This is a genomic window from Burkholderia sp. 9120 (genome assembly GCF_000745015.1).
GTDB lineage: Bacteria > Pseudomonadota > Gammaproteobacteria > Burkholderiales > Burkholderiaceae > Paraburkholderia.
Genome location: NZ_JQNA01000002.1, coordinates 3,386,335 through 3,407,857, shown reverse-complemented (window position 1 = coordinate 3,407,857; position 21,523 = coordinate 3,386,335). Strand labels below are relative to the sequence as shown.

At 64.8% G+C, this 21,523-nt stretch carries 20 protein-coding genes; 5 read left to right on the top strand and 15 right to left on the bottom strand.

The annotated features are described in order from the left end of the window. Nucleotides 1–10 precede the first annotated feature (10 nt). From FA94_RS23490 to FA94_RS23475, 4 genes are all read right to left on the bottom strand, one after another. Nucleotides 11–529: a flavin reductase family protein gene (locus tag FA94_RS23490; protein ID WP_035555807.1), complete on the bottom strand. Its 519-nt coding sequence runs from the start codon at nt 527–529 to the stop codon at nt 11–13. Further along, nucleotides 526–2,298, bottom strand: a complete 1,773-nt coding sequence (locus FA94_RS23485) for an FAD-dependent oxidoreductase (RefSeq protein WP_035555805.1) — start codon at nt 2,296–2,298, stop codon at nt 526–528. The genes FA94_RS23490 and FA94_RS23485 overlap by 4 nt, the downstream gene beginning before the upstream one ends. An 11-nt stretch (nt 2,299–2,309) precedes the next feature. Beyond that, nucleotides 2,310–3,503 (bottom strand): flavin-dependent monooxygenase, encoded by a 1,194-nt coding sequence (locus tag FA94_RS23480; RefSeq protein ID WP_035555803.1) that lies wholly within the window; start codon nt 3,501–3,503, stop codon nt 2,310–2,312. A gap of 168 nt (nt 3,504–3,671) precedes the next feature. After that, entirely contained in the window at nt 3,672–4,835 is a 1,164-nt protein-coding gene (locus FA94_RS23475) for an LLM class flavin-dependent oxidoreductase (protein ID WP_035555801.1), read from the bottom strand. Between the two features lie 325 nt (nt 4,836–5,160). Between FA94_RS23475 and FA94_RS23470 the strand changes: the two genes are divergently transcribed. Continuing rightward, nucleotides 5,161–5,511 carry a VOC family protein gene (locus tag FA94_RS23470; RefSeq protein WP_035555784.1) on the top strand — a complete coding sequence of 117 codons (351 nt, stop codon included), beginning with the start codon at nt 5,161–5,163 and terminating at the stop codon, nt 5,509–5,511. A gap of 148 nt (nt 5,512–5,659) precedes the next feature. Here FA94_RS23470 and FA94_RS23465 read toward each other — a convergent pair whose 3' ends face one another. Further along, nucleotides 5,660–6,841 carry a helix-turn-helix transcriptional regulator gene (locus tag FA94_RS23465; RefSeq protein WP_035555771.1) on the bottom strand — a complete coding sequence of 394 codons (1,182 nt, stop codon included), beginning with the start codon at nt 6,839–6,841 and terminating at the stop codon, nt 5,660–5,662. 272 nt (nt 6,842–7,113) lie between these two features. Between FA94_RS23465 and FA94_RS23460 the strand changes: the two genes are divergently transcribed. The 4 genes from FA94_RS23460 to FA94_RS23445 are packed head-to-tail and all read left to right on the top strand — an operon-like array spanning nt 7,114 to nt 11,116. Beyond that, the gene (locus tag FA94_RS23460) at nt 7,114–8,094 is read left to right on the top strand and encodes an alpha/beta hydrolase (protein ID WP_035555753.1); all 981 of its coding nucleotides are present in this window, start codon (nt 7,114–7,116) and stop codon (nt 8,092–8,094) included. Nucleotides 8,095–8,105: 11 nt separating this feature from the next. Beyond that, a complete protein-coding gene (locus tag FA94_RS23455) occupies nt 8,106–8,909 on the top strand; it encodes an enoyl-CoA hydratase/isomerase family protein (RefSeq protein ID WP_035555736.1) in 804 nt (267 codons plus the stop codon). Between the two features lie 52 nt (nt 8,910–8,961). Then, nucleotides 8,962–10,215 carry a bifunctional 3,4-dihydroxy-2-butanone-4-phosphate synthase/GTP cyclohydrolase II gene (gene ribBA / locus FA94_RS23450; RefSeq protein ID WP_081936073.1) on the top strand — a complete coding sequence of 418 codons (1,254 nt, stop codon included), beginning with the start codon at nt 8,962–8,964 and terminating at the stop codon, nt 10,213–10,215. Nucleotides 10,216–10,225: 10 nt separating this feature from the next. Further along, nucleotides 10,226–11,116, top strand: coding sequence for an SDR family NAD(P)-dependent oxidoreductase (locus FA94_RS23445; protein ID WP_408304241.1), 891 nt, complete (start codon nt 10,226–10,228; stop codon nt 11,114–11,116). Nucleotides 11,117–11,206: 90 nt separating this feature from the next. Here the strand turns inward: FA94_RS23445 and FA94_RS23440 are convergent, their stop codons facing one another. The 10 genes from FA94_RS23440 to FA94_RS23395 all read right to left on the bottom strand — a co-directional run bounded on the left by FA94_RS23440 (nt 11,207) and on the right by FA94_RS23395 (nt 21,365). Next, entirely contained in the window at nt 11,207–11,497 is a 291-nt protein-coding gene (locus tag FA94_RS23440; RefSeq protein ID WP_035555733.1) for a hypothetical protein, read from the bottom strand. Nucleotides 11,498–11,751: 254 nt separating this feature from the next. Beyond that, nucleotides 11,752–13,167 (bottom strand): amidase, encoded by a 1,416-nt coding sequence (locus FA94_RS23435; RefSeq protein WP_035555730.1) that lies wholly within the window; start codon nt 13,165–13,167, stop codon nt 11,752–11,754. Between the two features lie 87 nt (nt 13,168–13,254). Beyond that, on the bottom strand, nt 13,255–14,016 hold the full coding sequence (locus tag FA94_RS23430; RefSeq protein ID WP_035555728.1) for an ABC transporter permease: 762 nt from the start codon (nt 14,014–14,016) through the stop codon (nt 13,255–13,257). Next, the gene (locus FA94_RS23425; RefSeq protein WP_035555726.1) at nt 14,013–14,939 is read right to left on the bottom strand and encodes an ABC transporter ATP-binding protein; all 927 of its coding nucleotides are present in this window, start codon (nt 14,937–14,939) and stop codon (nt 14,013–14,015) included. Before FA94_RS23425 ends, FA94_RS23430 begins: the two co-directional genes overlap by 4 nt. A 117-nt stretch (nt 14,940–15,056) precedes the next feature. Then, nucleotides 15,057–16,982, bottom strand: coding sequence for a hybrid sensor histidine kinase/response regulator (locus FA94_RS23420; protein WP_035555723.1), 1,926 nt, complete (start codon nt 16,980–16,982; stop codon nt 15,057–15,059). Continuing rightward, on the bottom strand, nt 16,979–18,460 hold the full coding sequence (locus FA94_RS23415) for a sensor histidine kinase (RefSeq protein ID WP_051980684.1): 1,482 nt from the start codon (nt 18,458–18,460) through the stop codon (nt 16,979–16,981). The genes FA94_RS23420 and FA94_RS23415 overlap by 4 nt, the downstream gene beginning before the upstream one ends. Continuing rightward, nucleotides 18,460–19,599: an ATP-binding protein gene (locus FA94_RS23410; protein ID WP_035555720.1), complete on the bottom strand. Its 1,140-nt coding sequence runs from the start codon at nt 19,597–19,599 to the stop codon at nt 18,460–18,462. Before FA94_RS23410 ends, FA94_RS23415 begins: the two co-directional genes overlap by 1 nt. Continuing rightward, nucleotides 19,584–20,018, bottom strand: coding sequence for an anti-sigma regulatory factor (locus tag FA94_RS23405; protein WP_051980683.1), 435 nt, complete (start codon nt 20,016–20,018; stop codon nt 19,584–19,586). Before FA94_RS23405 ends, FA94_RS23410 begins: the two co-directional genes overlap by 16 nt. Before the next feature lie 44 nt (nt 20,019–20,062). Then, nucleotides 20,063–20,422 (bottom strand): STAS domain-containing protein, encoded by a 360-nt coding sequence (locus FA94_RS23400; protein WP_035555716.1) that lies wholly within the window; start codon nt 20,420–20,422, stop codon nt 20,063–20,065. Between the two features lie 34 nt (nt 20,423–20,456). Beyond that, nucleotides 20,457–21,365 (bottom strand): STAS domain-containing protein, encoded by a 909-nt coding sequence (locus FA94_RS23395; RefSeq protein WP_051980682.1) that lies wholly within the window; start codon nt 21,363–21,365, stop codon nt 20,457–20,459. Nucleotides 21,366–21,523 lie beyond the last annotated feature (158 nt).

The window sequence follows — 21,523 nt, the reverse complement described above, 5'->3', positions numbered from 1 at the left end:
TGTGCCTCGTTCAAGCCGTCGCGCAACGCACGAGCGTCGTGGCCGTCGTATAGACGCCGTCCACATACACCAGCGGATCGACCTCGCCGCTGATCAGCACCTGCTCCACGCGGCCGATAAAAATCGCATGCGTGCCGTAGTCGAACCGGCCGTCCTGCGTGCAGATCAGACTAGCCTGCGCGTCGAGCAGAAACGGCACGCCGTTCGCCGAGCGTTGCCAGTCGCCGGTGCTGAAACGCTCCTCGCCTTTCAGGCGGCCGCTGCAATCGATCGCGATGTGCTGATGCTGCGCCGACAGCACGTTCACGCAAAACGCCGCGCCCTGATCGAGCGGCGGAAAGATCGACGAATTGCGGTTGATGCAGATCAGCAGCGAAGGCGGCTCCGTGGACAGCGAATCGACCGCGGTGGCCGACATCGAATAGCGGCGCTCGCCGTCGCTGCAACTGATCACGGCCACCGAGCGCGCGAGACGGCGCATGGCGAGCAGCATGTCGGCGCGCAGCGGATGGGCATTGAGTTCGGTCATGGTGTGACTCCGCGGAGTTCGCTGTTGGCTTCGGTATTCGGTTCGGCGCTCGTTTCGGTATTCGCTTCGGCTTTACCGTCGGCGAGATGATTGGCGGCGATGTAGCCGAAGGTCATCGCCGGGCCGAGCGTCGAGCCCGCGCCCGGATAGCTCGCGCCCATCATCGACGCGCTGGTGTTGCCGATCGCGTAGAGACCGGCAATCGGCGACGCATCCTCGCGCAGCACGCGGGCGAACGCGTCGGTGATGAGCCCGCCTTTCGTGCCGATGTCGCCCGCGTCGACGCGCACCGCGTAGAACGGGCCGGTGTCGAGCGGCGCGAGACAGGGGTTCGGTTTGACGCTCGGGTCGCCGTAGTAGGTGTCGAATGCGTTGCCGCCTTTGGCGAACTCTTCATCCACGCCGCTGGCGGCGTAGCGATTCATTTTCGCCACGGTGTCGCGCAAGCCCGCGGCGTCCACGCCGATCAGCGCGGCCAATGCGTCCAATGAGTCGGCCTTGTACAGCAGCGAGCGAAACGCCGCGGGAATCCGCGCGTCGGGCATCATCGAACCCGGCATGATCGGCCCGCACGGATAGTTGCGGCGAAAGCGCGCGTCGAACACCATCCACGCGGGCACGCACGCGCCCGTTTGCGCATGGTCGCGATACATCGCGGGAACGAACTCCGAATAGGGCGCCGCTTCGTTGACGAAGCGCTTGCCGAGTCCGTTGACGATCACGCAGCCGGGCAAATTACGCTCCACGAACAGCGCGCGCTGCTTTTCCTCGCGATCGACATGCACGGTCGGTGCGCCCCACACATGCTCCATCAGCGCGATGTGTGCGCCGAGTTGAAGGCCTGCCGCGATGGCGTCGCCAGTATTGTTGGGCGGCGTGGCACTCCAATCCGCTTGCGTCGGATGCGGCAGATAGCGTTCGCGCATGGCCTGATTCCGTTCGAAGCCGCCTGCCGCGAGAATCACGCCGCGTCTGGCCAGCACACGCACGGCCTGGCCGTCGCGTTCGACCACGACGCCCGTTACGCGCCCGTCCGCTTCGAGCAGCTCACGCATCGGCGCGTTCAGCCACAGCGGCACCTTGCGGTCGAGCAACGCACGGCGCAAGCCGCCGGCCAGTGCATTCCCCAGCGTCAGGCGACGATCGCGGCGCGAGCGCATCCGCGAACCGATATCGAACCAGTAGCGGCCGAACTGCTTCAACGCGAGGCCGATATAACCGGGTGCCTTCGACAGCAGCACATGCGCTTCTTTCGACGTCACCGCCACGCGTCCGCCGATCAGCGTGCCCGGCGAAGGCAGCCGCAGCCGCGCGAATTCGGCGCCGAGCGACGCGCCGTCGACCGGCAACGGATCGAGCGCGCGATAACCCGGCATCGAGCCCGGCAGATGCTGGAAGTAGTCGGCATACTTCGGCAGCGATTCGTAGCGCACCGGCGTATTCGCTTCGACATAGCGCAGCATCTCCGGCGCGAGGTCGAGATACGCGTCGAGCTTGTCGCTGGCTGTCACGCCTTGCGTGCAGGCATCGAGATAGGTACGCGCCGCCGCGCGCGTATCGGTCGCGCCGAGTTCGGCGATATGGTGATTGCACGGAATCCAGATACCGCCGCCCGACACCGCCGTCGTGCCGCCGTACACGTCGCTCTTTTCGAGCACCACCGCCGAGAGGCCGCGGTCGGCCGCGCGGCAGGCGGCCAGCATGCCGCCCGCGCCGGAACCGACCACCACGACATCGAACACCTGCGTCTGCGTTTGCTGTTCGCTCATGGCGGCGCCCGTCAGACGAAGAAGTCGGTGTTCGGGCGTCCCAGCATCACCGCGCCGAGGTTCTGTCCAAACCGGTCGACGTTGTTCGCGTAGTGCGCGCGCGCCGCATGCAGATCGAGGAAGCGCCGCACCAGCGGATTGCGGTGATAGATGCCGTTGCCGCCCGCGTAACGCAGCAGCGCATTGGCCGCCTGCGCGCAGCGTTCGGCCACTTGCGCGGATTGATAGCGGAACAGCACGCGACGTTCGATCGATACCTCGGGGCCGCCGTTGGCCGCCGCCATCAGCTCGGCGAAATTGCGCTTGAGCAGCACCTTCATTTCGTCGATCGCGACCGACGCGTTGGCGCACGCGGTTTGCGCGCCGGTGTCGTCGGTCGTTTTCGCGCCGCTGTTGGCGCTCACGCGCGTGGCGGCGTAGCCGGTGAAATCGTCGAGCGCGCCCTGCAATGCGCCAATACACGCCGTGCAAACCGCCCGCACGAAAATCTGTGCGAACGGCAGATGAAACAGCGCCGCGTCGTTCACCGCGAGACCGGGGCTCGTGCCCATCATGCCGTCTATCGCTTTGTGCGTGCGGTAGTCCGGCACGAACGCGTCGTCGACGAGAATGTCGTGGCTGCCGGTCGCGCGCAAGCCGAGCACGTCCCAGTCCTGCTGAATCGTGTAATCGCTTTTCGGCAGCAAAAACGTGCGGTATTCGGGCGGTTCGCCGTCTTTCGCGGGCGGCACCAATGCGCCGAGAAACACCCAGTCGCACAGTTCGCTGCCGCTGGAAAATTTCCAGTGACCCGACAGGCGGAAGCCGCCTTCAACCGGCGTGACGCGTCCCACCGGCATATAGGTCGAGGCGATCAGCGTGCTCGGGTCCTGGCCCCACACGTCCTGCTGCGCGCGTTCGTCGAACAGCGCGAGCTGCCAGTTATGCACGCCGACCACGCCGTACACCCACGCGCTCGACATGCAGCCGCGCGCCACCGCCATCTGAATCTCGAAGAAGGTTTGCGGATCGAGTTCGTAGCCGCCATAGCGTTTGGGCTGCAATACCTTGAACAAACCGGCCGCCTGAAAATCGGCCACGGTGTCGGCGGGAATGCGCCCGTTTGCCTCGGCCTGCGCGGCGCGCCCGGCCAGCATCGGCGCGAGGGCTTCGGCGCGGGCAATCAGTTCGGCTGCAAGCGTATTCGAATCGTTGTCTCGATGCACGGCTGTCTCCTATATCGACCGGAGCCGGCGCGTTGGCGCTGACTCCAGTCTCACGCGCGACTGAGTTCGCGCTTGTTCTGTCAGGGTCATCTTCGAGGGCCGGCCGGCGCGTCGCATCGTCTGAAGAGACTAGCGGCCCGCGCGCGGCCGGTTCACGCTCCCGTTGCGTCAGGCGACGGCTTGAGCCTGCGTTTGAGCCTGCTTCTCCGCTTTGACGCGATTGAAGTAAGGGATCACGTGCTCGCCGATATTGCGGATCGTTTCGAGCTGCGCTTCCTGCGACACGGTGCCCATCTGGCACAGGAACAGCACTTCGTCCACACCCGCTTCCATCAGACGGCCCACGTAGCCGATGCAATCGTCGACCGTGCCGTACGCGTGATTCGGGTTCATCATCGAGAGCGCCGGGTCGCTGAAGTCCACCACCACTTCTTCCGACGCGAAGCGCGAGCGGATCACCATTTCGCCGGTGTTGCCCTTCACGAGGTCGTCGCCCCAGCTCGACGGATCGGGACGCTCGCCGCCCGTGTACCAGTACGCGAGCGATTCCATGAAATAGCGTTGTCCGCGAATGCCGATCTTGCGAGCCTGCTGGCCGTCGTTCATCACCACCGCCGGGCACAGCGCGGCCAGATGCTGGGTCGGACGGAAGCCGACCTGGTCTTCCGGCTTGCGGGTGGCCCACGCTTCGCGATACAGCGCGTTTTTCTTCGCCACTTCATCGGGGCCGCCGAAGCCGAGCACCAGCGCGCCGAGGCCGCGTTGTCCGGCGCGCAACAGGCCGTCGTTGTTGGTGCACGCCATGTACATCGGCGGATGCGGGTCCTGGAACGGCTTCGGGTGAATCGGCCGTTTGGGGATCTTGATGTATTTGCCGTCGTGCTCGATCTCGTCCTGCACGAACATCTTCGGCACGAGGTACATCGATTCGTCGATCATCGGCTGCAGTTCGGCGAGGTCGTAGCCGAACGCGCCGGCCTCCTGCTGGCTGCCGCCCTTGCCGACGCCGAAATGCACGCGGCCGCCCGATAGAATGTCGAGCATCGCGACGCGCTCCGCGACCTTGATCGGATGGTTCATTGCGGGCGGCAGGCAGATCACGCCGTGGCCGAGGCCAATGCGAGTGGTGCGGCCGGCCAGATAGGCGAGGAAGGTTTCCGGCGCGCTCATGTGCGCGTAATTCGTCAGCGACGTGTGTTCGACGCACCAGACGGTGTCGAAACCCATCTGCTCGGCAAGCAGGGCCTGCTCGACGGTCTCCTTGAATACCCGGTGATCGCCTTCCCGCGAAGCGTCCGTGGTCTGGGCTTCGTAAATCAGAGAAAACTTCATTGCGTGCGTCTCCATGAATTTTGGACTGTGCTGAATCGGGCGGTCCGCCCGCGATCCGGCGCTGAACCTGGTCGGAATCGTGACGGTCCACGAAACGCAGTTTCAGATCGCGCGTGCTTGCCGGCATCGTCTGTTTGGATTAACGGCGGGGGTTTGGCGGGGAAGTTTTTATCGGCAGCGTTTTCAGGCCTGTTTTAAGGCCGTTTTTTGCGTGGCGGCTAGTCCGATTGGACCTCGTGCGACGCGTGCGCGCGGCGCTACGATCGAAGCGCGGTCAATCAAAAACAACGCGAACGACAACGCTCAACGATGGGAGTGCCATGCAATGAAGGCTTCGATAATGCTGTACCCGGTCGACTCGATCGACGCGGCACTGCCGCTGTTTGTCGACGGGCTGGGACTGGCGGTGAAATTCCGTGACGGAGAGCGCTATTGCGCGCTCGATGGCGTGGGGCTGACGATTGCCCTGGTCGCGGGCGAGGAACGGATCGTCGAGCGCCCGGCGCTGGTGTTTCGCGTGGAAGAAAACGACGACCTGTATGCGGCAATGGCGCGCGTCGTGGCGGCTGGCGCTTCAGTGCGGGTGCCGGTGCAGCAAGGTCCGCATGAATTGCGCGCGGTGCTGGAAGATAAAAACGGTGCGCTGCTGGTGCTGTCGCAGAAGCGCGTGGGTTGAGGTTTAACTGACGCGCGCCGGATACGCGCGCGTCAGTTAATTGAAGAATTGAAGTTCAGTCGAAACGCCCGCAGTGCGTTGCCGAAACAGGCACTGCGAGCCGCAAGCAACTTGTGTTTCTCTTGTGTCTCGTGTGTCTCGTGCTTCCTTAACCGAGCGGCACCACGCTACCCAGCAGAATCCGCACGAGCGTCGCCTGACGCGTCACGCCGGTCTTCGAAAAGATCGCCCGCAAATGAGCCCGTGCGGTGTTCTTGCTGATCCCCAACTCGTCAGCGGCCTCTTCAAGCGTCAAACCATTGGTCAGCAGCAACGCCAGCGACGTCTCCGCCGGCGTGAGATCGAACAGCTTGCGCACGATCTCCTGCGAGCCTTGCGACTTGCGATCGGGGTCGCGCAAGAACAGCACGGTCGCCGGCCGCCGCTTGTTGTCCTCGGACCAGTCCGACAGCGGAATCGTGCGCACCAGCACGCCGAGTTTCGGCTTGTCGCAACCGCGCGTGATCGGCATGGCTTCCACGATCGGCGCAGCGGTGCCGAAGTGTCCCATCAGCGCATGACGCACGAGGCGTTGCAGATTGCGGTTCTCCTGCGCGTCCGTCGCCTCGACATTGCCGTGCGTAATCCGCAGCCCATTGCCTTGCGCGAGGATTTCGTCGGCCACGCTATTGGTGCGCATGATCGCGCCGCTCTCGTCGAGCGTGACCGTGCCCACCAGCATCCGGTCAATCGCGCTCGCGTACAGCGTGCGCTCCGATTCGACGATATCGAGCCGCGAATGCAATTCGACCGCGCGCCGCAAATGCGGCAGCAGCAACGCGCAAAACGCCTTGTCGCGCGCGGAAAAATGCGTCGCGCTGTGCTTGCGGCACACGCGGAAACGGCACTCGACGCCCGACTCCGTCCGCAGATCCGCACCCATGATGTAGCGGATATCGGCGGGCTTCAGGAACTGCTTGTACAACTCGCTGGTGAGCCAGCCGGTGTCGCCGAATACTTCGTCGACGGTCACCACGCGATCCGCGGGCAAACCGACGAACGGATCGAGCGAATAGTAGTAGTTGTTGTACGACGCTTCGCCCGGCACGCCCGTGCCCATTTCCGACGCATGCACCATCAGCCCGCGCCGGTCGCTCGAAGGCGAACGCAGAATCAGCGTCACGTAGCTCGCGCCGAGCGAGGTACGAATCAGTTCAAGTGCGCTGGCCCAGGGGGTGCTTTCCAGCGGGCCCTGATAAATACGCGCGGCAAGCTCGCTGAATTGCGCGACGTTCATGTCCGGCAATTCACTCGCGGCCTGGCCCTCTTCAGGGGCCCATTTTGTCTCCATCAACACGCTCCGTCCTCCATGCGATTTAGCATCGCGACGCCAAGCTTACGGGCCGCTCCGTCCGCTGGCATCGGTGGAAGTACTTAGCCGGGGAAAGTTTCGCAGAGCGTGCGAACGAACTCTCGTCCAATCGGACGATGCCCCGGCCAGAGCGCCGCGCTTCAATGCATTCAGTGCCGTGTCCCGATGCGCCGTCGCCCGCGTTTTGCGGGGCGTACGAGCGTTTTCAAATACCGGCTATAGCCGCTGCCGCACCATTCCAAGGAGACCCGATGGCGCTCGATCCCCAGGCGCAAGCCCTGCTCGCCGCGTTCGCCGGCATGCCCGCGCTCGATTTCACGCAACTCACGGCGCCGGCTTATCGCGCGATCCTCGCCGCGGGCGGTGGCTTTGCGCCAGGCGATCCGATCGCCGCGGAAGAGGACCTGCTGATTCCCACCGCGAACGGATCGATTGCCGCGCGCGTTTATCGCCCGGTGGTCGATAACGGCGACAGCAACGCGCTGCTGCCGCTCACGGTGTTTTTCCACGGCGGCGGCTTCGTGTCGTGCGGGCTCGATACGCACGCGAATATCTGCCGCTGTCTGGCGCAGCGGGCGCAAACGGTCGTGCTATCGGTCGATTATCGGCTCGCGCCCGAAGCGCCTTTCCCCGCCGCCGTGCACGATGCGCTCGACGCCGTGCGCTGGGCCGCCGCCCATTCGGCCGACCTGCGCGTGCGACCCGGCGCGTTGGCCGTTGCCGGCGACAGCGCCGGCGGCAATCTTGCCGCAGTGGCCGCGCAACAGTTGCGTCATAGCGGCGTGGCTGGCGGTGTGGTGATTGCGCACCAACTGCTGCTCTACCCGGTCGTTGATTGCGCAACCGAACATCCGTCATACGAATCGAAGGGTGACGGCTACTTTCTGAGCGCGGACCAGATGCGCTGGTTCAAGGACCAGTATTTCGGCCCTGCCGCCGACCACGCCCAGCGCGCCGATCCTCTCGCCAGTCCGCTCGCCGCCGACGATCTGAGCGGCGTGGCGAGCGCCACCGTCATCAGCGCCGAATACGACCCGTTGCACGACGAGGCCGAGCACTACGCGGCACGCCTCGCGCAAGCCGGCGTGCTGACCACGCACGTGCGCTGGCCCGGCCAGATTCATGGTTTCGCGAGCCTGCTCGGCGTGCTCGACGCCGCCGACCACGCGCTCACGACGGCAGCGCACGCGTTGCGCCACGCGCTGCACGTCGAGCCTTTCCGACTCCGCTAACCCGACACGACATGACTGCATTGATCCGCCTCGCGGCCGAAGACGGCATTGCGACGCTCACGTTCGACCGCCCCGACGCGTTGAACGCCCTCAACGAAGCGATGGCGATCGAACTGAACGCCAAGCTCGCGCGGCTCGCGCATCACGACGACATCCGCGCGATCGTGCTGACCGGCGCCGGCCACGCGTTCATGGCGGGCGGCGACCTGCACAGCATGCGCACCGCGCTCGACGAGAAGCCGGCGATTCGCGACCGTGCGATCGGCACACTCGTGCGGCTCGCGCAGAGCGCGGTCGAGGCCATCGCCGCTTCGCGCAAACCGGTGATCGCGAGTGTCAACGGCGCGGTCGCGGGCTTCGGTCTAAGCCTCGTCGCGGCTTGCGATCTCGCGATTGCGGCGCAGCGCGCCACGTTCACCTCGGCGTACGGCCGTATCGGCACCTCGCCCGACGGCGGCGCGACTTATACGCTGCCGCGCGCGCTCGGCGTACGGCAAGCCGCGCAATGGCTGTATCTCGACGAACGTCATAGCGCCGACGAAGCGTTGCGCGCCGGCCTCGTCAACTGGGTCGTGCCCGACGATCAGCTCGCCGAACAGACGCGTTCGCTGCTCGATCGCATGGGCGCGCTTGCCCCGGATGCGTTCGCGCAAACCAAAGAGCTGCTGCTCCACGCGCCACAGCGCAGCTTCGCCGACCATCTTTACGCGGAGCAACGCAGCTTCCTGCACTGCGCGGCCAGCGACGATTTCCGCGAAGGCATCGACGCGTTTTTCGACCGACGTCCCCCCGTTTTCGGCTCCGGCGCGCGTTGACGACACGCCCGCGCGTCACTTCCCCTTTTCACCCCAGCACGGGACCACACCGATGAAACTGGCCACCACCGACGAAATCGTCGCCGAACTCAAAGCCGGCCGCATGATCATTCTGGTCGACGAAGAAGACCGTGAGAACGAAGGCGATCTGCTGATCGCCGCCGACCACGTCACGCCCGAAGCGATCAATTTCATGGCGCGCTTCGGACGCGGCCTCGTTTGCCTGACGCTCAGCGCCGACCATTGCGAGCGCCTCAAACTCGCGCCGATGGCCAGACAGAACGGCACGCAATACGGTACCGCGTTCACGATCAGCATCGAGGCGGCGCACGGTGTCACCACCGGCATCTCCGCCGCCGACCGCGCGCATACGATCCGCACGGCGATTCACACCGACGTGCGCGCCGAGCATCTGGTGCAGCCGGGCCACGTCTTTCCGATCGCGGCGCGGCCGGGCGGCGTGCTGGTGCGCGCCGGCCACACCGAGGCCGGTTGCGATCTCACCGCGCTGGCCGGCTTGACGCCCGCCGCGGTGATCTGCGAAATCATGAACGACGACGGCACGATGGCGCGCCTGCCGCAACTGATCGAATTCGCCGCGCGCCACGGGCTGAAAATCGGCACCATCGCCGATCTGATCCACTATCGCAGCGTCAACGAGTCGCTCGTGGAACGCGTCGGCGAGCGGCCGCTGCACACGCCGTGGGGACCGTTTCGCGCGATCCAGTATCGCGATACCGTGCGCGCTTCCACGCATCTCGCGCTGGTGCGCGGCGAACCCTCGCCCGATGTCCCGGTGCTGACGCGCGTGCATGAATGCTTCTCGCTGCTCGATCTGCTTGATGCGGAACCGTCCGCGCATTCGTGGCCGTTGCACGCGGCGCTGCAAAAGATCGACGCGGCCGGTTGCGGTGTAGCGGTGCTGCTCGATTGCGACATGCATGCCGATGCGGGCCGCGGCCAGCGCAATCACGGTACGGCGGCGCGCAAGGATGGACGGCTCTCGGGAATCGGCTCGCAGATTTTGCGCGACCTCGGCGTGCGTCGCCTGAACGTGTTGTCGAGTCCGTTCAGATTGCCGGCGCTGTCGGGGCATGAACTGGAAATCATGGCGTTCATTCCGCTTGGTGAAGCCGATCCCGACAATCCGCACGCGTTCGACCCCATGACTGCCGCGCCGCTCGCGCGCGCGTATTCCGCTGCGCGTGGGAATACGTCACGTGGGGCGGTTGCTTCGGTTGCATCGCTTGCTTCGGTTCATGCCGAACCGCAAGCCGCTTCGTACGAACTGCAGGCCACTTCCTGACGAACTGCCCATGACTCAAGACACGACTCAAGCAATCACTCAGCGCAATCAACCCTACGTCGCGCTCGTCACCGGCGCGTCGCGCGGCGCCGGCAAGGGCATTGCCCTCGCGCTCGCCGCCACCGGCGCGACCGTCTACGTCACCGGCCGCACGCAACGGGAAGGCGACGCGCCGTTGCCCGGCACGGTACACGCCACCGCGATCGAAATCGACAAGCTGGGCGGCAAAGGCATCGCCCTCACCTGCGATCATGCCGACGACGCACAAGTCGCCGAAGTCTTCGAGCACATCCGTCAGGCGAGCGGGCGGCTGGATATTCTGGTCAACAACGCGACCGTCCTGCATGACGAGTTGATACGTCCCGCGCCGTTCTGGGAGAAACCGCTCGATCTGGTCGACATTCTCGACGTCGGTTTGCGCTCCGCCTATGTCGCGAGCTGGCACGCCGCGCGGATGATGGCCGCGCAAGGCGGCGGGCTGATCGCGTTCACTTCGTCGTTCGGTGCGAGCTGCTATATGCACGGCGCGGCGTACGGTGCGCAGAAAGTGGGCGTCGACAAATTCGCCAAAGACATGGCCGTCGATCTGAAACCGTACGGCGTGGCCGCCTTATCGATCTGGATGGGCATGCTGCAAACCGAACGCACCGCGCGCGTGATCGCCGCGAATCCTGAGCAATATGCGGGCTTCAGCGAACTCGCGGAAACGCCGCAATTCACGGGGCGCCTGATCGATGCGCTGTATCGCGACCCGCAGCGAATGAGCAAGTCCGGCCTGGTGCTGGTGGGCGCCGAACTCGCGCACGAGTACGGCATCACCGATCTCGACGGACGGCAGCCGCCGTCGCATCGTGAAGCGTTGGGCGGGCCGGTGCAGGCACATCCGGCGATCGTCGCGTGAGGTTGCACGGGTGACATCGATGGCCCGCTTCGCGCGCGCCGTCGAGGTACCTGTTTGCACGCGACTACAGGCCCGTCACCGGGCCCGTAACTAGAACCCACTGACCACCATCGCGAACACCACCGCCGCGCCGCCTACCGCCCCCAGGAAGGTGAAGCATTGCTCGTCGGCGCCGGAGCGGCGCGCCCAGATTCTTCCGGCCAGCGCGGCAATGCCGGTAATGCCGAGAAACAGCGACAACGACGAGCCCGCCGTGCACACCATGCCGGGAAACTCGTCGCTCCACGCGCACGCGTAGAGTTGCCGCACGGATACGCCGATCACGCCGATCGCCACCAGCAAACCGGCAATCAGTCCATCGCGCTGAACTCTGGATTTCATTTGCAGCCCTCCTGCTCTCATGCGTGTCTCCCTCTGTCGGCGGCTTTGGCGGCTGCCGCATCGCGTCGTCGTGTGTGACGATCGACGTCCACGCCTTGTCGGCGCATACCGCCATTGACGGCGATTCGGCGTGCATGGGCATCGTCCGGACGGACTAAGGGGGATTGCGGAGGGCGTGAAGGGACTGCGGAGGACGTGGCGGCAGGACGCCGCCACGCCGGTTCAGGCATGCAGAGAGGCTACAGCCCGTACTTTCAGAAAGCTTGCGGCGTGCCGGTGGCCCACGTGCCGATGGTCTCTTCAATGGCCCGCGCCGCCGACAGCAACGCCGCCTCGCCACGCGGTTTGCCGACGATCTGGATACCGACCGGCAGGCCGCTCGCGCTCATCCCGCACGGAATCGCGATCACCGGCATGCCGGTGAGCGTCAGCGCGTAAGTGATCGCGAGCCAGTCGATATAGGTGTCGAAATGTTGGCCGACCGCGTCGCGTATATCGCGTGCCTCGACCGGAAACGGCAGCACGATCGAAGCCGGACAGATCAGCACGTCGTAGCGTTGCAGCAGTGCATTCAGCTTGTAGAACAGCTGGCTGCGCGTGCGCTGCGCCGACAGCATCGCGCGGTTGTCCTGTTGCAGACCGAACTCGATGTTCCAGACCACGTTCGGGTTCAGCACGTCACGATGCTGCGCGAGCACGTCTTCGTAATTCGTCGCGTACGCGAGGCCGCGCAGCGTGTGGAACGCCTGCTTCGCGCCGCTCAGATCGAGGTCGCTGTCATCCACGCCGACGCCGGCCGCGGTCAGCCGGTCCATGGTCCGGCGGCAGATCGACAGAATCTCCGGCTCGACGGTGGCAATACCGAGTCCTTCGCTGAACGCCACCCGGGCTGGCCGCTGCGGCCTGCGCGCATGCGTCAGAAACGACGTTGCCGGTTCGCCAACCGACAACGGCGCGCCGTCGATTTCGCCGCACATCGCGTCGAGCAGCAACGCCGCGTCGGTGACGTTGCGCGCCATCGGCCCATGAATACCGAGCGTGTCGTACGGATTGGCAACCGGTCCATACGACACGCGTCCCGGCGTGGGACGCAAACCGACCACCCCGCAGAACGCCGAAGGCGTGCGCAGCGAGCCCGCCAGATCGGAGCCCTGCGCGACCCACGCGGTGCGCGACGCCAACGCGGCCGCCGCGCCACCCGACGACCCACCCGCCGAACGCGACAGGTCCCACGGATTACGCGTGATGCCGAACACGCTGTTGTACGTATGCCCGCCCGAACCGAACTCCGGCGTATTGGACTTGGCGTAGACCACGCCGCCACGCGCTTCGAGCAAGGTCACGCCGATATCCGAGGTTTCCGGCACACGGTCGCGATACACCAGCGAGCCGCGTGTTGTGCGCACACCGGCCACGTCCGTCAGATCCTTGATCGGCACCGGCAAGCCGCACAACAGGCCACGCTCGGCGACCGGTTTTTTCAGCAGCGCGTCGGCATGCGCATGCGCGCGTTCGAAACACAGCGTGGGCAGCGCGTTCACCTGCGGTTCGACACGCGCCACCTGCGCGGCCAGCGTGTCGAGCAGATCGTGCGGACTCACGGCCTCTTCGCGCAGCAGATCGACGACTTCGCACGCGCTTCGCTCTATCAGACTCAAATCGACGGACATGTTGACTCTCGGCTCCGTGGTGAAGAATGTCGGTCAGCTTCGCGCGGCGACGGGCACGATCCAGCAGGTCATCGGCTCACCAGCCCATCACGACTTGAGGCGGTAGCCAGTCTTGAAGATCCACGCCACGATCAGCAGAAACACGGCAAGGAACAACCCGGTCATGGCGAGACTCACTTCGACATTCACGTCCGCGAGTCCATAAAAGCTCCAGCGAAACCCGCTGACCAGATAGACGATCGGATTGAACAGCGTCACGACCTTCCAGAACGGCGGCAGCATATTGATCGCGTAGAAGCTGCCGCCCAGAAAGGTCAGCGGCGTGATGATCAGCAGCGGCACGAGTTGCAGCTTTTCGAAGCTATCCGCCCATATCCCGATGATGAACCCCAGCAAACTGAAGGTCACCGCCGTCAGCACCAGAAACAGAATCATCCAGAACGGGTGCTGCACTTGCAGCGGCACGAACAGGCCCGCGGTCGCGAGAATGATCAGCCCGAGCAGAATCGATTTGGTAGCTGCCGCGCCCACATAACTGACGACGATCTCCAGATACGACACCGGCGCCGACAATAACTCGTAGATCGTGCCGGTAAAGCGCGGAAAGTAAATCCCGAACGACGCGTTCGAAATACTCTGCGACAACAGCGACAGCATGATCAGACCCGGCACGATGAACGCGCCGTAACTGATGCCGTCCACCTCCTTGATGCGCGAGCCGATCGCCGCGCCGAACACGACGAAATACAGCGACGTGGAAATCACCGGCGCGATGATGCTCTGCATCAGCGTGCGCCAGGTGCGCGCCATCTCGAACTTGTAGATCGCGCGAATTGCGTAGATGTTCATTGATCACCTCGGAGCAGACTGACGAAGATGTCTTCGAGCGAACTCTGCGTGGTGTGCAGGTCCTTGAAGCGGATGCCGGCGTCGTCGAGCGCTTTCAGCAACGCGATGATGTCGGTACGGCCGCCTTCGCCTTCGTAGGTGTAGATCAGCTCGTTGCCGCTCTTCTCCAGCGTCAGCGTGTAGCCGGCGAGCGAAGCGGGCACCGCCGCGAGCGGACTCTCCAGTTGCAGCGTCAACTGCTTCTTGCCGAGCTTGCGCATCAGCTCCGTTTTTTCTTCCACGAGCATGATCTCGCCGCCGCTGATCACGCCGATGCGGTCAGCCATTTCCTCGGCTTCGTCGATGTAGTGCGTGGTGAGAATGATCGTCACGCCGCTCTCGGCGAGCGAGCGCACCAGCTTCCACATATCGCGGCGCAATTCGACGTCCACGCCGGCCGTGGGTTCGTCGAGGAACAGCACGCGCGGTTCGTGCGAGAGCGCCTTGGCGATCAGCACGCGCCGCTTCATGCCGCCCGACAGCGTGATGATCTTGCTATCGCGCTTTTCCCACAGCGACAGGTCGCGCAGGACCTTTTCGACGTAAGCGGGGTTTTTCGGCTTGCCGAACAGGCCGCGGCTGAACGAGACGGTGGCCCAGACGGTTTCGAAGGAGTCGGTGGTCAACTCCTGCGGCACCAGACCGATCAGCGAGCGGGCGCCGCGATAGTCCGTCGCGATGTCGCGGCCGTCTACCGTGACGCTGCCCGTGCTCGCGTTGACAATGCCGCAGATGATGCTGATCAGCGTGGTCTTGCCCGCGCCATTGGGGCCGAGCAGCGCAAAAATTTCTCCGCGGTTGATCGCCAGATTGATGTTTTTGAGTGCATGAAAACCCGTGGCGTAGGTTTTCGACAGATTCGTGACCGAGACGATTGGCTGCATGGATTCGACGATGGCAGACACCGTTGTTTGATTAGAGGGAACGGTGCAGAAGCGCCACCGCCCCCGCAATGTAATGGAAAGTGGCGATGCTTGCAGCAGACCGCCACGGCGCGGCGTCTACGCGTCGCGCCGCCCGCCGGGGAAGCGGGCGGTGATCGCCTGCTGGATTTCCTCGGAGGACACCGGCTTGACCAGATGGTGATCGAAGCCGGCTTCGTGCGAACGCTGGCGGTCGGCAGCCTGGCCGTAGCCGGTTACCGCGATCAGCAACGCCGTGGCCGTGGCCGGGCTCGCACGCATTTCCCGCGCGAGCTGGAAGCCGTCCATGCCGGGCAGGCCCAGATCGAGCAGCACGATTTCAGGCTCGAACTGCGCGGCAATCTCGAGCGCACCCGTCGCTTCGTGCGCCACGCGGACTTCGTAGCCGTCCGATTCGAGCACCAGCGACATGGCCAGCGCCGCGTCGACGCTATCGTCCACCAGCAGCAAACGCAACGCCGGACCCGCGTCTCGCGACGCGCCCGAGGAAGGCGCGGCGAGCGGCTGGTCGGGACGCGCGAGCCGGGTCAGCGGCAGACGCACGACGAACTCGCTGCCCTGTCCCGCCCCCGCTGAAAACGCTTCGATTTGTCCACAGTGCAACTCGACCAGCGTGCGAGCCAGCGGCAAGCCGACCCCGAGTCCGCCGTCGGACCGTTCGAGCGAACTTTGCGATTGCACGAACAGGTCGAAGATGTGCGGAATGGTGTCGACCGCCATGCCGACGCCGTTGTCGCGCACACTGATCTTCACGTCGTCCTGCAACTCGCGAACCTCGATCAGGATCTCGCCGCCTTGCGGGGTGTACTTCGCCGCGTTGGAGAGAATGTTGCCGAGCACCTGGGCGAGGCGCACGCCGTCGCCGACAATGAAAAGCGGCTCGTCGGGCAGATCGGTTCTGAGGGTATGGTCTTTTCGGGTGAGCGACGGTTGCGCGGTCTCGATCGCCGCCTCGATCGCGGCGGCAAGTTCCACGATTTCCTGGCGCAGCGTGATCTTGCCCTGCGTGATGCGCGCCACGTCGAGCAGATCGTCGACCAGCCGGCTCAGATGTTTGACCTGACGCCCGATCACCGCACGCATCGCATCGAAATTCTGCAGCGAGGGTGAACGACTCGGATCGAGCAATTCGATCGCGTTGCGAATCGGCGCCAACGGGTTGCGCAGTTCGTGCGCGAGCATGGCGAGGAATTCGTCCTTACGGCGATCGGCGTCGCGCAACACCATTTCGTTGGCCTTGCGCTCCGAAATATCGTTGACGATGCCGGCCAGGCGGTAAATCCGCTCGCCCGCGTCGCGCACCGGAAAGCCGCGTTCCGCCGCCCAACGGGTCTCGCCGTCCGGCCGCACGATGCGGTACTCGATCTCATACGGCACGCCAGTGGCGAGCGCACGGTAGGCGGCCTCGACCTGCACCTGATCCTCGGGATGAATATGGCCTGCCCAGTGGCTCGCGCCGGGCGTCGGCTCCTGGGCCGCGTCACCCCACAGGCGACGATAGGCCGGGCTCACATAGAGCAAACGCGCGGTGGCCGGATCGAGCATCCAGAACACGTCGTCGATGTTTTCCGCCATCTGGCGAAAGCGTTCTTCGCTTTCGCGCAAGGCGCCTTCCGCGCGACGCACCCGCAACAGCGCGCGCACTTGCGCGATCAGTTCGGCCGGCTCGATCGGTTCGATCAGATAGCTGTCCGCGCCGCCGTCGAGACCGCGCACTTTATCCATGCTCCGCACCGCGGCGGCCGAGGTCTGCAGCACGAGAACACTGGACGTTTCCGGCGCGGCCTTGATGCGCCGGCACACCTCGAAGCCGTTGATGTCGGGCAGTTTGACGTCGAGCAGCACGAGGTCGGGCTGGGCGATGCGGGTCTGCTCGATCGCGTCCGTGCCGTTGCCGGCTTCGATCACCACAAACCCGGCACGCGCCAGAATGCGCGTTTTCGCGTAACGCGCGCCCTCGTTGTCGTCGACGTTCAGAATCAGGCTTGCGCTCGAGTCGGTCATGAGAAATCGTGTCCGTGTGGTCTGGCGTTCATGTCGCTCGTGTAGGCCGGGCCGCTCGCGTTACCTGCATCCACTGGTGCGGTTGCGGCCTGCGGTGCGGCCGCGAGATACGGAAGAAAGGCCGGGATCGTCGCCGTGAACGTGGAGCCCTTGCCCAGTTCGCTCTCGAGCCCGACCGTGCCGCCCAGCAGCTTGCACAGCTTGTCGCAAAGCGGCAGTCCAAGCCCGGTGCCTTTCACCTGGGTCTGCAACTGATTCTCCACCTGCTCGAATTCTTCGAAGACGCTTTGACGGTGCTGGGGCGCAATGCCGATGCCGGTATCGCTCACCGAGAAGATCAGGCGGCGGTCCGCGTCGTCGTATCGCGCGTGGACCCGCACTTCGCCCCGTTCGGTGAACTTTAATGCATTGGATATGAAGTTGCGCAGAATCTGCGAAACCTTGCCTTCGTCGGTGTAGACCGGCGGGATGTCGTCGCACGGGTCGAACAGCAGATCGACGCCGCTGGCCGGCAGCAAGGGGCGCAGCATGCCGCGCAACGCCGAAAACAGATTGGCGACTTCGAATTCGGCGGGCCGCAATTCGATTTTGCCGGCCTCGATCTTGGCGATGTCGAGCAGGTCGTCGACGGTTTCCGACAACTCCTCCGCGGCCTTGCGGATAAAGCGCACCTGTTTGACCTGCTCCTCGGTCAGCTCGCCGTCTACCCGGTCCATCAGCAGTTTGGAGAGCGCCCGGATCGAATACAGCGGCGAACGAAACTCGTGGCTCATGTTCGACAGGAAGCGCGATTTCGCTTCGTCGGCACGGCGCAAATGGACGGCGCGCTCGTCCAGTTCGGCGTACAGCGCGACGACGCCGCGATTGGTGTCCTCGAGCTCGCGCGTGAGCCGCACCAGTTCGTCCTGCCGTTCCTGCAGGTCGCCGAGCGCGTCCACCAGTTCGCGGTTCTGCCGCTGCACTTCGTCGAACGGAGCCTGCGCGCTCGCTGCCGGCGTGGCGGCAAGCGCGGCGGCGGCCGCGACCGCTGCCGCGCTCGCGACCCGCGCCGCCTGCTCCGGCAGATGCTTCGTCAGCGTGATGACGGCGTCGCCCGCGGCATTGTCGAACGTGCAGACGTCCATCAAACGTTGGGCGGCCAGGACTCCCAATGCGTCGACGGTGGCGGCCGGTTCTTGCGCGGCGCGTTCACCGGCTGCGCTCGACGAACGCCCGGTGAGCCGGTCCACGCCCGTTGCGGGCGCAACGAAACGGATCAGCAGGCTATGCGAACGCCCGGCGGTTTCGAACAGAAACTCGACGCGCCCCGCGCGCGTAGCGCCCAGCACGGCGCGCGCGACTTCGAGCACGGAGGTCGCGATCCGCGTCTGGTCCTGTACCGCGAAACCGAGCGCCTCGCTGAGTTCGCGCGCGCTGCGCCGCGCGGCGACCACCGCAAGCTCACTGTCGATCACGGCGATATGAAGCGGTTCAATCATCACAGGGGCTCGCTGTGCCGGGCGCGTGCGACGACCACGGTGATATCGTCGCGGCCGCGCGCAAAGTCGCGATAGAGCACCGCCGCGATCAACGCCGGATGACGTAGCGCCAGGCCGGGATACGGACTCAGATCCCAGCGCGTGGCCAGACCGTCGGAGTGCAGGATCAGTAATGCGCCATGCGGCCAGTCGACCTGGAAGGCCTGCGCCTTGTGCATCTGATGGCCGACAATGCCCGCGTGCGACACCAGATGGCGATGACCTTGCGGCGTCCAGACGCTCGCGGCGATATTGCCGATGCCGCAAAAGCGTGCCGTCGCGGGCGCGCCCTGCGCGACGCCGCCGGCGGGAATCCGCGCGACGCCGAGCGCCGCGCCGCGCGTGGCGCGCAACGCTTCGTGCGAGGCTTCGACGATCTGTTCGAGGCTCGACGGTCCGAGCTGGGCGAAGGTATCGGTCGCGGCAATCGCAGCGGTATTGGCTAATTCACCGTGGCCAAGTCCGTCGGCGATCATCACGGAGAATTCGCCGTCCGCGTAGCCGCATGACCACGCGTCGCCGCACACCCACTCGCCCTGAAGAGGCAGATTGATCGCGCCGAATTCGATCGGCGCGGAGTCGCTGGGGGCGCCCGTGTCGCGGGTATGGCTCGGGTCTCTTGCGCCCACTGAACCCGCCGCCGAAGCCCCGCTTTCCGCCCACACCACGGCGCGCAAAATCGTGCCGCGAGCCGGTGCGCTCCAGATATCGAGCTGGTCGGCAAGCCGCTGGATCGCACCCATGCCGTTGCCGGGACTGCCGGCCGTCGTATAACCGTCGACGAAACAGGCGTGCAGGTCATGAATGCCCGGACCGTTGTCGATCGCCAGCAACTCGACGCCGTAACGTGATGCCAGGCCCGAGCCGGGCGGCACGACTTCGCTGAGCGCGCGCACCAGCAATTCGCCGCGCTGCGCGTGTTTGAGCTGATTGGTGGCGCACTCGGTCACGATGATCGCCAGCCGGCCGACAATCGTTTCGCCGCAGCCCACGGCTTGTGCGATTTCGCTGATGCCGCGCCGCGCGAACGAGACCTGGCTTGGATCGCCAATTTCGAAGCGCTGCTGGGTGGCGCTCGACCGGTTTAGAACGGCTTCCATTTAGTAATCGAAATGTGAGTACCCTCGCCTGGCGACGAGCGGATCTCGAACTCGTCGCACAGCCTCTTCGCGCCGCCGAGACCCAGACCTAGACCATTGCCGCTGGTGAAGCCGTCGGTCAATGCTCTCGGGATGTCCGCGATACCCGGCCCGTGGTCGATAAACTCGAGTCGCAGGCCGCTACGGCTGTTCTGTTGAACCTGATAAAAGTGTACGTCACCGCCGCCGCCGTACGTGAGGGTATTGCGAGCAAGCTCGCTCGCCGCGGTGACGAATTTCGTCTGATCGATGAGCGACATACCGAGTGCCACCGCCTTCTCGCGCACCTGACGACGCAGCCGTACGATCTGCTCGTCCGAGCGGATCGGCAGGACCTCGTACGGCGCCTGAGCGCCTGGCAGCGAAGAAGGGCTCGTCATGGAGGATAGTGGCGCGGTATCGGAAGGTCCGCCGGCAAACGCGTTCAAAACGTGTCCGACCCGGTTAGCAACGCCATGCCCTTCTCGACGTTCAGCGCGGTGCGCACGCCGGGCAACGCGAGCCCGAGTTCGACCAGCGTGATCGCGACGGACGGCTGCATGCCGACCACCACGGTTTGCGCGTCGAGCACGCGTGCCATCGCGGCGGTGTCGCCGATCATCCGTCCGATGAACGAGTCCACCACGTCGAGCGACGAAATATCGATCAGCACGCCTTTTGCACGGTCTTTCACGATGCGGCTGGTCAGATCGTCCTGCAAGGTCATGGCCAGACGGTCGTGCATGTCTACCTGAATCGTGACGAGCAGAAACTTGCCCATCCGCAAAATCGGAATGCGTTCCATCGCCGGGTCCGGTTAATGTGCGCGGGAACCGGCGTCAAACGCCGGCAAACGGGTTGACCGGCGCAGCGCCGGGGCCCTCGGTGCGTGACGCGCCGACCTGCAACGACTTGCCGCTGCGCTGCAATGCGATCACGAAGGCGTCGGCGAGCGTGGCCTTGGTGATCACGTTCGACAGATTGACGCCCAGATGAACAATGGTTTGCGCGATCTGCGGCCGGATGCCGCTAATGATGCAGTCCGCGCCCATCAGCCGCGCGGCCGCCACGGTCTTGAGCAGATGCTGGGCGACGAGCGTGTCGACGATCGGCACGCCGGTAATGTCGATGATCGCGATCGCCGCGCCCGTTTCGACGATTTTCTGCAGCAGGCTTTCCATCACCACCTGGGTGCGCGCCGAATCCAGCGTGCCGATCAGCGGCAGCGCGAGAATGCCGTCCCACAGTTGCACGACCGGCGTGGACAGTTCGAGCAGTTCCTGCTGCTGGCGCACGATCACCTGTTCGCGGCTCGTCTGGTAGACCTCGGTGGTGTACAGGCCGAGGGCATCCAGCAAGGTACTGACGGTCCACGTGAGTTCCGCCAGCTTGGCGGGATCGTTCAGCAGTTCCACGCGCAGGCGCGAAAAAAGCGGCTCTTTCAGCGAGAACACGAACATGGCCGTTTCGACCGGCGTGAATCCTTGCCGCGCGCGCTGCGTGGATACTTCGGCCAGGAAACCGCGGACCTCGTCCCACAAAGGCGTTTTGAATTCGACACGATCGGAAGCGCCCAGCGCTGCGCAGGTCAACGCGACAAACTGGACGAACTGATTGCGCAATTGCGCTTCGGCAACGCCACCGCGGCGCGACGCGATAGCGTATTGCTGAGCGATCCACTCGCCCAGCAACTCGGTTTGCCGATCGTTGAAGAGTTGGGCGAGACGCGTTCCGCCAAGCGTTTCCATACGGATATCCCTAGTCGTTTTCAGCGGACGGCGCGACGGGCCGGTCCGCGTATTTTCTGGTGGCAATCACTGATGCTGCCGGTAGGCGAATTGGACTCTAGCATGTGTCTTAGCGCCCTAACAGTGCCGCTACCGCGATTCATCGGCACCTTCTACCC

Excerpts from the sequence above, each read along its gene's own strand:
- ribBA (WP_081936073.1), top strand. The coding sequence starts at position 8,962 with ATGAAACTGGCCACCACCGACGAAATCGTCGCCGAACTCAAAGCCGGC.
- FA94_RS23445 (WP_408304241.1), top strand. The coding sequence starts at position 10,226 with ATGACTCAAGACACGACTCAAGCAATCACTCAGCGCAATCAACCCTAC.
- FA94_RS23465 (WP_035555771.1), bottom strand. The coding sequence starts at position 6,841 with ATGGAGACAAAATGGGCCCCTGAAGAGGGCCAGGCCGCGAGTGAATTG.
- FA94_RS23475 (WP_035555801.1), bottom strand. The coding sequence starts at position 4,835 with ATGAAGTTTTCTCTGATTTACGAAGCCCAGACCACGGACGCTTCGCGG.
- FA94_RS23455 (WP_035555736.1), top strand. The coding sequence starts at position 8,106 with ATGACTGCATTGATCCGCCTCGCGGCCGAAGACGGCATTGCGACGCTC.
- FA94_RS23395 (WP_051980682.1), bottom strand. The coding sequence starts at position 21,365 with ATGGAAACGCTTGGCGGAACGCGTCTCGCCCAACTCTTCAACGATCGG.
- FA94_RS23485 (WP_035555805.1), bottom strand. The coding sequence starts at position 2,298 with ATGAGCGAACAGCAAACGCAGACGCAGGTGTTCGATGTCGTGGTGGTC.
- FA94_RS23440 (WP_035555733.1), bottom strand. The coding sequence starts at position 11,497 with ATGAAATCCAGAGTTCAGCGCGATGGACTGATTGCCGGTTTGCTGGTG.
- FA94_RS23410 (WP_035555720.1), bottom strand. The coding sequence starts at position 19,599 with ATGGAAGCCGTTCTAAACCGGTCGAGCGCCACCCAGCAGCGCTTCGAA.
- FA94_RS23435 (WP_035555730.1), bottom strand. The coding sequence starts at position 13,167 with ATGTCCGTCGATTTGAGTCTGATAGAGCGAAGCGCGTGCGAAGTCGTC.
- FA94_RS23415 (WP_051980684.1), bottom strand. The coding sequence starts at position 18,460 with ATGATTGAACCGCTTCATATCGCCGTGATCGACAGTGAGCTTGCGGTG.
- FA94_RS23470 (WP_035555784.1), top strand. The coding sequence starts at position 5,161 with ATGAAGGCTTCGATAATGCTGTACCCGGTCGACTCGATCGACGCGGCA.
- FA94_RS23460 (WP_035555753.1), top strand. The coding sequence starts at position 7,114 with ATGGCGCTCGATCCCCAGGCGCAAGCCCTGCTCGCCGCGTTCGCCGGC.
- FA94_RS23405 (WP_051980683.1), bottom strand. The coding sequence starts at position 20,018 with ATGACGAGCCCTTCTTCGCTGCCAGGCGCTCAGGCGCCGTACGAGGTC.
- FA94_RS23430 (WP_035555728.1), bottom strand. The coding sequence starts at position 14,016 with ATGAACATCTACGCAATTCGCGCGATCTACAAGTTCGAGATGGCGCGC.
- FA94_RS23400 (WP_035555716.1), bottom strand. The coding sequence starts at position 20,422 with ATGGAACGCATTCCGATTTTGCGGATGGGCAAGTTTCTGCTCGTCACG.
- FA94_RS23420 (WP_035555723.1), bottom strand. The coding sequence starts at position 16,982 with ATGACCGACTCGAGCGCAAGCCTGATTCTGAACGTCGACGACAACGAG.
- FA94_RS23490 (WP_035555807.1), bottom strand. The coding sequence starts at position 529 with ATGACCGAACTCAATGCCCATCCGCTGCGCGCCGACATGCTGCTCGCC.
- FA94_RS23425 (WP_035555726.1), bottom strand. The coding sequence starts at position 14,939 with ATGCAGCCAATCGTCTCGGTCACGAATCTGTCGAAAACCTACGCCACG.